The following is a 10,168-nucleotide window of genomic DNA, read 5'->3' on the forward strand; positions in this document are numbered from 1 at the left end:
TTCTTTGCAGATTCTTTCAACGTGCCCCAGTTCGAGTCGCGATTCGCGCAAAAGTTACAGAGAGGTGTAAGCTTTCGTTTTGCTCCACCCTCCCTGTAACCTTTGTCCTCGGACTTAGTCGAATGGGCAGCAAGGAAAATGACGCATGCGTCTTTGCCGCTAGAGCAATCCGAAGCTGGGGCCATGTCGTTAACTTTTTGCTACAACTTACGTAGTTACCATCAACGTCCGGCACGCACCGCGTGCGGCTCAACCAGAAAGGTCACCTCTATGAAGAATTCAGCACAATCGCTCGCTTTGGCCGCCGCGTTCGCAGGTTTGTTGGGCGGCACCGCTGTCCGCATGAACGCCCAGACCGCGCAGCCGAACAACGCGACCACCTCTGCTCACGCTGGTGTTCTCATCGCTCAGGATGCTCCTGCTGTTCCCAAGCACTCCTGCAAGGGCAAGAACGACTGTAAGGGCCAGGGCGGCGGCAAGCACCCCGGAAAGAATGACTGCAAGGGTAAGGGCGGATGCGCCACCGACGGCTCCAAGCCTTCGCTCGCATAAATCGTCTCCCTGTCTGGAGGCTTGGTCTTCTCGCTCAAGCCTCCAGCCTCTCATCCTCGAACAAAAAGGGAGTCATGCCAGCTAATCGTTTTAACGGATTCAGCGACTACGGCGTAGGAATCGGTCTCCGGGTTCCACACTACGACCATATCTTCGCCGAAAAACCCACAGTCGACTGGTTTGAAATCATCTCTGAAAACTATATGGTCGACGGCGGCCGCGCCCTGCAGACCCTCGACCAGATCCTTGACCGCTATCGCGTCGTCCAGCACGGCGTCTCCATGTACTTCGGCTCCTCGCAGCCTGCTGACCGCGAACACCTCAAGCGCCTCAAGACCCTCACGCGCCGCACCAAAACCCCTTGGCTCTCCGATCATCTTTGCTGGGGCAGTGTCGACGGCCGTTATACCCACGATCTTCTTCCCATGCCCTACACCTTCGAAGCCGTGAAGGCCACAGCCGCCCGCATTCGCGAGGTCCAGGACTACCTCGAAATTCCCATCGCCGTCGAAAACGTTAGCAGCTACGCTGAGTTTCACGAGTCCCAGATGACCGAGTGGGAGTTCCTGAACGAGGTCGTCGAAGCCGCAGACTGCGGCATCCTTCTAGACGTCAACAATATCTACGTCTCCTCGCAGAATCACAGCTTCAACCCCTTCGACTACGTCAACAGCGTTCCCGCAGAGCGCGTCGCGCAGATCCACATCGCCGGACACTCGAAGTTCGAAAAGTTCATCCTCGACACGCACGATCACCCTGTGCTCGATCCCGTGTGGGATCTCTATGCGCGAGCCATCGAGCGCGTAGGCCCTACCGCAACTCTGCTCGAGTGGGATGACAACATCCCGTCCTTCGACGAAGTCCACTCCGAAGCGCTCAAGGCGACGCGATACCTTACTCCCGCGCAGTCCCAGAAGCCGGTAGAAGAGTATGCAGGCGAGGTCGTCCACCAATGAACCTCCTGGAGCTGCAGCGCCGCATGGCCCAGGACGTCATGCGCCCTCTCACCTCAGACTTCCAGATGCAGCCAGCCACCGCCGACGGCAGCTCGACCGCAGACCTGGCAAACACCTACATCAAACCAAACGACCGCCTCTCGTCCTTCGAGCGTCTCGAAATCTACAACCGGCAGTATTGGTTTCGCGTCACCGGAGCTGTAGCAGAAGACTTCCCTGCTGTCGGCGCGGTCCTCGGAGAGAAGAAGTTCGACAACCTCGTCCTCGCCTATCTCAGCGAAAACCCCTCTACCTCCTTCACGCTGCGTAACCTCGGATCGAAGCTGCCCAAATGGCTCGAATCACACCCTGAGTTTTCGCCCCGCCGTCATGATCTCCTCCTCGACATTGCGCGCCTGGAGTGGGCCTACGTGGAGGCATTCGACGGAGCCGATCTCCTTCCACTCACCGCAGCCGACTTCGGTGATCTTGGCGCAGAGTCTCAGCTCTTTCTTCAACCTCATATTCAACTCCTCGATCTCCGCTACCCCGTAGACGAGCTTGTCCTCGCCGTCCATCGCCAGACCGAACCCAGCGACATCATGAGCAACGCGGTCACCGAGAGGAAACAGATCAAGCGCGCTCGGCTGCCTCGCATGGTTCGCTCGCAGATCCATCTCGCCGTCCACCGCTATGAAAACTCCGTCTACTATCGACGGGTCGATCATGAGGCCTTCCGCCTGCTCTCCGCTCTTCAAGGCGGCACTGCGCTCGGCCCCGCTCTTGAGGTCGCGTTCGGAGAAAGCTCGTTCTCGCCCGAAGAACAGGCTGCGAAGATTCAGGAGTACTTCGCTCACGCCTCCGAGCTTGGCTGGTTTTGTAAACCGCAAGCTGGCTGATCGACCCCTTCTTACGACAATCCACAAACTCCAGAGCGACACTCACGGAACTCATCCGACGGGAGCGTCCGCGCTCCCTGCACCGTCGCCACCGAGCGGGTATGATACAGGTGCTGAAATCACTTGCCACGCAGGTGCATCGGTTGCGTATCTCTGGAGGCTGTCTTCTTTGCAAAGTCGTTGACGAGGCATCTATTTAGCCCGAGTTAGCCTCCGAACAGACAGGCAGCTCATTGCGGCCATCTTTCACTTGACGCAGCACAAACCTGGCCCGTAAGGGCTGGAGCGCGAAAAAGCTATCTGAAGGAACCCTTGCATGGAATTTCACATCTCCCGCGCTCTCCGCAAGCAACTCGATCTCGATGATCTGCTGTTCAGCTTCACAGGCAATGTTGTCTTCAGCAATGTTGCAGCAAGCCGGAACCTCGCGAAGCAGCTTCAGGGCCACCGCGAAAAAAATGCAGACCCCGCAGCTGTAGTTAATGCCGGGGCTCTCTTCGCCATGGGCCTCATCGACGAGCTCAACCACGCGATGATCGCCCGCTACCGCAAGCAGATCGATCCCGCCGTCTTCGCCGAAGCAGTCCGCTGGTTCACCGGCCACGCCACACCAGCCGAGATAGAGCGCCTTCTTCTCACCTTCACGGATCAGTTTCCCAACGTAGCCGTCTATCGCGGCGAACTCACCGCCACCCAGTGGCTCAATGGCACCACCGACGGCCAACCCAATCGCGAAGCAGCGCTGGAAGAGCTCCTGCTCCTCTGGCTCGCCAACATCAACCCGGCCTTCACCCCGTACCGCGAGCTCTTCGAAGACACTCCCCTTAAGCAACAGACCATCTATCAACAGGTCACCGCCGCCTTCCCCGAATACTTCGTCACCCGCCCGCCGCTCTCCCCCGAAGCCGGAACTCTTCTCGACGCCCTACGCGCTCCCCTGCTCGCCTCGCCCGACTCCCTCACCGGCCAGCTCGACTACATCCGCGAACACTGGCCCAAGTATCTCGGCGAAGATCTCCGCCGCGTCCTCCTCGCCATCGATACCCTCCGCGAAGAAGACCTCGCGATCTGGATGCGCTTCCATCCCCCCGGCCCCGACAACTACCGTCATGGAGCCCCCGGCCGCGGAGGCGAGGGCTTCGTCGGCGACGAGTACATCGGCTTCGAAGAGGAGTACTTCATCGGCCCCGACGGTGTCCGCCAGCGCCGCTACGGCCACGACTACCAGGCACCGCTCAACGAATACGAAGCCTTCAGCGCCGACCAGGCCTGGATGCCCACCGTCGTCCTCATGGCCAAGAGCACCTACGTCTGGCTCGAGCAGCTTTCAAAAAAATATCTTCGCCACATCCATCGCCTCGACCACATCCCCGATGAAGAGCTGCGCCTCCTCGCCGACCGCGGCATCACCGGCCTCTGGCTCATCGGACTCTGGGAGCGCAGCGTCGCCTCCAAGACCATCAAGCGCCTTCGTGGACACGCCGACGCCGTAGCCTCCGCCTACTCGCTCAAGGAGTACCAGATCGCCGACGACCTCGGCGGTAACTCCGCCTACGAGACTCTCCGCGACCGCGCCGCACGCGCAGGGATCCGCCTCGCCAGCGACATGGTCCCTAACCACATGGGCATCGACTCCAACTGGGTCATCGAAAATCCCGACTGGTTCCTCTACCGCTGGGAGAGCCCCTTCCCCGTCTACCGCTTCGAAGGCCCCGACCTCTCCACCGACAGCCGCGTCGAGATCAAGATCGAAGACCACTACTACGACCAGACCGACGCCGCCGTCGTCTTTCGCCTCCGCCACCATCGCGACGGAGCCACTCGCTACATGTATCACGGCAACGACGGCACCACCTTCGCCTGGAACGACACCGCACAGCTCGACTACTCCAAGGCCGCCGTCCGCGAACACGTCATCCAAGTCATCCTCCACGTCGCGCGTCTCTTCCCCATCATCCGCTTCGACGCCGCCATGGTCCTAGCCAAGCGCCACGTCCAGCGCCTCTGGTTCCCTCTTCCCGGCACCGGCGGCTCCATCCCCTCGCGCGCGGAAGACGCCATGACGCAGGAGCACTTCGACTCCCTCATGCCGCACGAGTTCTGGCGCGAGGTCGTCGACCGCGTCGCCGTCGAAGTCCCCGGCACCCTCCTCCTCGCCGAAGCCTTCTGGCTCCTCGAAGGCTACTTCGTCCGCACCCTCGGCATGCATCGCGTCTACAACAGCGCCTTCATGAATATGCTGCGCGACGAAGAGAATGCCAAGTACCGCTCCTACCTCAAGAAGACCATCGAGTTCGATCCCGACATCCTCAAGCGCTACGTCAGCTTTATGAGCAACCCCGACGAGCGCACCGCGATCGATCAGTTCGGCTCCGGCGACAAGTACTTCGGCGTCTGCACTCTCCTCGCCACCCTGCCCGGTCTGCCCATGTTCGGCCACGGGCAGATCGAGGGCTACACCGAGCGCTACGGCATGGAGTTCAAGCAGGCCAAGATGGAAGAGTGGCCGAACGACAGCCTTGTCGCTCGCCATCAGCACGAGATCGCGCCGCTTCTAAAAAGCCGTCATCTCTTCGCCGAGAGCACCAACTTCGTCCTCTACGACTTCTGGACCGAACACGGCAACGTAGACGAAAATGTCTTTGCCTACTCCAACCGCTCCCACGGCCAGCGCTCCGTCATCCTCTACAACAACAGCTACGGAAGCACCCGCGGCACCATCCACTTCTCCGCAGCCTCCATGGATAAAGCAACCGGCACGCTCCGTCAACGCAGCCTCGCCGAAGGCCTCGACATCCCCTACGACTACGGGATCTTCTTCGCCTGCCGCGACACCGCCCACGGCCTCGAGTATCTCCGTCGCAGCACCGATCTCCACCACACCGGACTCTCCATCGATCTGCGCGGCTACCAGTACGCCGTCCTCATCCACTGGCGCGAGCTTCGAGCCACCGCCGACCAACCCTGGGACCAGCTCTTCGACGCGCTCAATGGCGCAGGCGTCCACAGCGTGGAAGAAGCGCTCTCCAAGCTTCGTCTGCGGCCTATCCATGAAGCTCTTCGCCAGGCTCTCAGCCCGGCGAACATCCACGCCGTCGCAGCCGTCGCATCTGATCTGGCAAAGGCGTCGCCGGTGCCAACCAAACATCTTGCTGCATCCAGCGCGAAAGGTAAAACCGCAGCCGCAACCAACAAGACGAGCACTCTTCAATCAAAGATAAACAAGACAAACAAGACAAACGGCAACATCTCCCCAGCAGAACCCACACCTTCAACCCAGGAACAATCAGGGCACCCAATCCTCGATCCCCGCCTTCAATCCTTCATCGAAAGCAGCCAGCGGCTCTTCGAAAAAATCCTCCAGATGATGCCCTCTGAGATCGAAAACGCAGCCGCAGAGCCGTTCGAAGAACACCTCGAATCCTCAATCAAACAACCGGGCGCCGCTATGGCTGCGGAGAAAAATAATCCGAAAGGATCTGCTTTATCCTCATCAGATCCCCATCCCTCACTCGCAAAAAACTCGCCGCCCCCAACCTATCGCGAGAGCTGTGAGACGATCACAACGGCCGCGGTCCATCTGCTCTCCCTCTCGCAAAAATTCTTCGCAACCCTGCCCCCGGCAGTTGGCAGCTTTCTGCCCAGCACAAAAGCTGCCCATCAATCGGTACAGCTCTGGGCGCCCATCCTCGCGTGGATTACGCTCGGCAGCCTTCCTCGCCATACCAATCACGCCGCTCTCTTCGACAAGCTTCAGCTCCGCTCCGCTCTGGCGGAGATCTTCAACGGCATCGGAATGGAGGGAGAGAACACCTGGCGCGCCGTCGCTCGCGTTCGCATCCTTCTATCGCACCGCTCAGCCACCCCCGAGACCGGGCAGCTCTGGTCCGATCCGGACGTGCGCTGGCTTGCAGGCGTCAACGAGTCTTCAGGCATCTCTTACTTCAACAAAGAAGCATTTGAAGAGCTCCTCGGATGGCTGCAACTTCCTGCGCTCCTTCAAAATCTGGAGCAGTCTCCTGCCAACCCCACCTCGGTCGCGAAGCTCCAGGCCTCCGTCCTCCACTCCTGCGAAGCCGCGCAGAAGGCTGGTTACAGGCTGGACCTCTACCTCAATCCCGAATCAACCACGCCAACCGAAGATCTGCCAACTGAAGATCCGCCAGCTCATGTCCCGACGTTACGCAAACCGAAACGGAAGCCAGCCTCCCCTCTAAAGGCAAAGTAAACACGCAACTCCGTCACTCTTACCATAAACGCGATGGGTCGCGTTCAATAGACCCATCGCTGAACAGCTTCACCGCCCGCCCCCCGACGATAATCGTCTTCCCCACCTCTGCATGCGTGAAGGGCATATCGATATTCTCCGTATCCATCACCTGACACCACGGTCTTCCCGAAGGCGCTCCAGGCAGCGCATACTCCACGCCATCCTCAGAGGCGTTCACTACTAGAAAAAAGCTGTCGTCGATAACCTGCTTGCCATTCTCGTCCGTCACCTGCAGCGTCTGGCCGTTCAGCAGAATGGCGACAGACCGGTTCCACTCCGTGTTCCACGCCTCTTCCGACAGCTGGTTGCCGTCAGTATTGAACCACGCAATATCTTTCTCAATCAGATCTTCGCCCTTCTGACGAATCTCGCGATCCTGAAAAAACTTGCGTCGATGCAGATTCGGATGATTCAACCGAAAGTGTATGAGCTCACTGGTAAAGTCGCGCAGCCGCTTGCGTGGCTCATCCAGATCCCAGTCGTGCCACGTTAGCTCGTTGTCCTGGCAGTAGCAGTTGTTATTGCCAAGTTGCGACCGCGCTATCTCATCGCCTCCATTCAGCATCGGCACCCCCTGGGAGAGCATCAACGTAGCCAGAAAGTTCCGCGTCTGTCGCTCACGCAGCCGGTTGATTCCCGCATCGTCCGTCAAACCCTCGGCTCCCATGTTCCAGGAGTCATTGCTGTCAGAGCCGTCACGGTTGTCTTCGCCATTGGCCAGGTTATGCTTCTCGTTGTAGCTCACCACGTCATCCAGCGTGAACCCATCATGGGCCGTCACAAAGTTGATACTCGCGTAGGGCTTGCGTCCATCGAACTGATAGAGATCGCTCGAACCCGTCAGACGATTTCCAAAGTCGGAGAGCTGGCCTCTGTCACCCTTCCAGAACCGGCGAACCGTGTCGCGATACTTCCCATTCCACTCCGCCCACAGCACCGGAAACTGCCCCACCTGGTAGCCGCCCTCACCCACATCCCACGGCTCCGCGATAAGCTTCACATCGGCAAGCGTAGGGTCCTGGTGAATCGTGTCGAAGAACGACGAAAGCCTGCTCACATCGTGAAGTTCGCGAGCCAGCGTAGCAGCAAGATCGAAGCGAAACCCATCGACGTGCATCTCCGTCACCCAGTAGCGCAGGGAGTCCATCAACATCTTCAAAACCTGCGGATTGCGCACGTTCAACGTATTCCCTGTGCCCGTATAGTCCACGTAATAGCGCGGATTCTGCTCGTTCACTCTGTAATACGTTGTGTTACAAACTCCCTTCCAGCATAACGTCGGCCCCGTCTGGTTGCCTTCGCAGGTGTGGTTGTAAACCACATCGAGAATCACCTCGATCCCTTCCTCATGCAGCGTCTTCACCATCTGTTTGAACTCGTTCACCTGGCCGCCGATATCGCCGCAGGAGCTATAGCGGGACATCGGGGCAAAGTAGCCAAGCGTATTGTATCCCCAGTAGTCCACCAGCCCCTGCTCGACTAGGTGCTGCTCATCGATGAAGTGATGAATCGGTAACAGCTCTACCGCAGTCACGCCAAGCAGCTTCAGATAATTAATACTCGGCTCGCATGCAAGCCCCGCATAGGTTCCGCGAAGCTTCTCCGGCACCCGGGGATTGCGAATGCTGAAGCCTTTCACATGCATCTCGTAGATGACCGAGTCGGCGAGCGGAGTCTCCGGCCGGCAATCCTCGCCCCAGTCAAACTTGCTATCGACCACGACGCACTTCGGCACGCCATCCGCGCTGTCCTGCGTATCCATCTTCAGGTCATCCCCTGAGGCATTGTCATACCCAAAGATCGGCCTCTTCCAATCCACCTGCCCACACAGGGCCTCCGCATACGGATCAACTAGCAGCTTGTTTCGGTTGAACCGCGCTCCACGCTCCGGCTCCCATGGGCCGTCGATACGATAGCCGTAAAGCTGTCCGGCTTTGATCTCGCGAACAAGTCCGTGCCACACATAAGCAGTCCGCTCCCGCAGAGTCACGCAGTCGGTCTGCCTCCCATTCGCATCGAAGAAACAGAGATCGACCTGCGTCGCCCCCTCAGAGAAGATCGCAAAATTTGTGCCTTTAGGAGACACAGTCGCACCCAAAGGGTAAGGTCGACCAGGAAGAAGCGTACGGTTCATAACCTTTCGATGCTGATAACGATCAATAGTTACGCAGCAAGTCCCGCGATCCGCTGAAAAAGATCGATCGAAGACCCACCTCTCAAAACTACGTCGCCTAACTCTTAATACAGCCAAACAAAATGCCCACTCCCAAACAACTCGCGTCAGGTGTCAACCTTGTCCCACCTGTCCTACAATCAAATCACATGGACCTTGCCGCCAAATCCGCGAAGCTCCACAAAACCCTTCAGCAGCTGGGCAGCGTCCTCGTCGCCTACTCCGGCGGCACTGACTCCGCCTACCTCGCCTACGCCGCTCATCAGACTCTCGGAGACAAGATGCAGGCCGTCATTGCCGACTCCGCCTCCCTCCCCCGCGCCGAGCTCGCCGCCGCCCTCGCCTTCGCCGCCGATCACAACATCCCCCTAGAGATCCTTCACACCAACGAGCTCGAAAGCCCCGACTACCAGCGCAACGACGCCCAACGCTGCTTCCACTGCAAAGACGAGCTCTTTCATCAGATGGAACAGTTCCGTATCGCTCGCGGCTTTGCCCACATCGCCTACGGCATGAACCTCGACGATCGCGCCGAGTTCCGCCCCGGCCAGCAAGCCGCCGTTCAGCACCACGCTGTCGCCCCTCTCGTCACCGCCGGCCTCACCAAGCAGGAGATACGCGCCCTCGCCCAGCAGGCCGCCCTCACCCTCTGGGACAAGCCCGCCAGCGCCTGCCTCGCCTCGCGCATCGAGTACGGCCGCCCCGTCACCCGCGAGAATCTGTCCCAGGTCGAACAGGCCGAAGCTGCCCTCCACGCACTCGGCTTCCCGCAGGTCCGCGTCCGCCACCACGGCGACCTCGCCCGCATCGAGATCGCCCGCACCGATCTTCCCCGCGCCCTCACCCTCCCCACCCTTCAGGCCATCACCGCCGCCATCAAACCCCTCGGCTTCCTCTACGTCACCCTCGACACCGAAGGCTATCGCTCCGGGTCCATGAACGACACCCTCCTCGCCGCCTCCTCCATCCTGCCCGCACGCTAACACCGCCACCCAAACATGGAACAATAACCCACATGCGTATCGCTTACCTTGACTGCTTCGCCGGCATTAGCGGCGACATGTTCCTCGGAGCCCTCCTCGACGCCGGAGTCGATCCCGCCATCCTCCACGAAGCCGTAGCCGCTCTCAACCTGAACGTATCCCTCGCCATCGAAAAGGTAGACCGCAGCGGCATCTCCTCCACCAAGGTCCACGTCTACGAAGGCACCGCGCTGGCCGAAAAAAACATCCCCCTGTCAGTCCATCCTCAAAACAGTCAGCAAGACCAGCAGCACCACACCCACCAGCACCATCCCAAAACCCAGCATCAGCACAAGACCGGCCACCCCCACCCCCAC

The 10,168-nt window shown here is 59.5% G+C and carries 7 protein-coding genes; 6 read left to right on the forward strand and 1 reads right to left on the reverse strand.

Annotated features, from left to right (window positions below; translation table 11 throughout):
- Window positions 1-270 precede the first annotated feature (270 nt).
- The 4 genes from GSQ94_RS01365 to GSQ94_RS01380 all read left to right on the forward strand — a co-directional run bounded on the left by GSQ94_RS01365 (window position 271) and on the right by GSQ94_RS01380 (window position 6,614).
- Window positions 271-552: a hypothetical protein gene (locus GSQ94_RS01365; protein ID WP_158941515.1), complete on the forward strand. Its 282-nt coding sequence runs from the start codon at window positions 271-273 to the stop codon at window positions 550-552.
- 74 nt (window positions 553-626) lie between these two features.
- Window positions 627-1,508 (forward strand): DUF692 domain-containing protein, encoded by an 882-nt coding sequence (locus GSQ94_RS01370; RefSeq protein ID WP_158941516.1) that lies wholly within the window; start codon window positions 627-629, stop codon window positions 1,506-1,508.
- The gene (locus GSQ94_RS01375; protein WP_158941517.1) at window positions 1,505-2,386 is read left to right on the forward strand and encodes a DNA-binding domain-containing protein; all 882 of its coding nucleotides are present in this window, start codon (window positions 1,505-1,507) and stop codon (window positions 2,384-2,386) included. The genes GSQ94_RS01370 and GSQ94_RS01375 overlap by 4 nt, the downstream gene beginning before the upstream one ends.
- Window positions 2,387-2,702: 316 nt before the next feature.
- A complete protein-coding gene (locus GSQ94_RS01380) occupies window positions 2,703-6,614 on the forward strand; it encodes an alpha-amylase family glycosyl hydrolase (RefSeq protein ID WP_158941518.1) in 3,912 nt (1,303 codons plus the stop codon).
- A 19-nt stretch (window positions 6,615-6,633) separates the two neighbouring features.
- Here the strand turns inward: GSQ94_RS01380 and glgX are convergent, their stop codons facing one another.
- Window positions 6,634-8,790, reverse strand: coding sequence for a glycogen debranching protein GlgX (gene glgX, locus GSQ94_RS01385; RefSeq protein ID WP_158941519.1), 2,157 nt, complete (start codon window positions 8,788-8,790; stop codon window positions 6,634-6,636).
- A gap of 188 nt (window positions 8,791-8,978) precedes the next feature.
- Between glgX and larE the strand changes: the two genes are divergently transcribed.
- Window positions 8,979-9,812 carry an ATP-dependent sacrificial sulfur transferase LarE gene (gene larE, locus GSQ94_RS01390; protein ID WP_158941520.1) on the forward strand — a complete coding sequence of 278 codons (834 nt, stop codon included), beginning with the start codon at window positions 8,979-8,981 and terminating at the stop codon, window positions 9,810-9,812.
- Window positions 9,813-9,844: 32 nt separating this feature from the next.
- The coding region (gene larC, locus GSQ94_RS21225; RefSeq protein WP_254063520.1) for a nickel insertion protein at window positions 9,845-10,168 on the forward strand (324 nt) is incomplete at its 3' end.

It is taken from the genome of Granulicella sp. S190 (assembly GCF_009766095.1).
In the GTDB taxonomy this organism is placed as follows: Bacteria; Acidobacteriota; Terriglobia; order Terriglobales; family Acidobacteriaceae; genus Edaphobacter.

Coding starts and splice junctions, on each gene's coding strand:
- GSQ94_RS01370 (WP_158941516.1), top strand. CDS start 627: ATGCCAGCTAATCGTTTTAACGGATTCAGCGACTACGGCGTAGGAATC.
- larE (WP_158941520.1), top strand. CDS start 8,979: ATGGACCTTGCCGCCAAATCCGCGAAGCTCCACAAAACCCTTCAGCAG.
- GSQ94_RS01365 (WP_158941515.1), top strand. CDS start 271: ATGAAGAATTCAGCACAATCGCTCGCTTTGGCCGCCGCGTTCGCAGGT.
- GSQ94_RS01375 (WP_158941517.1), top strand. CDS start 1,505: ATGAACCTCCTGGAGCTGCAGCGCCGCATGGCCCAGGACGTCATGCGC.
- GSQ94_RS01380 (WP_158941518.1), top strand. CDS start 2,703: ATGGAATTTCACATCTCCCGCGCTCTCCGCAAGCAACTCGATCTCGAT.
- glgX (WP_158941519.1), bottom strand. CDS start 8,790: ATGAACCGTACGCTTCTTCCTGGTCGACCTTACCCTTTGGGTGCGACT.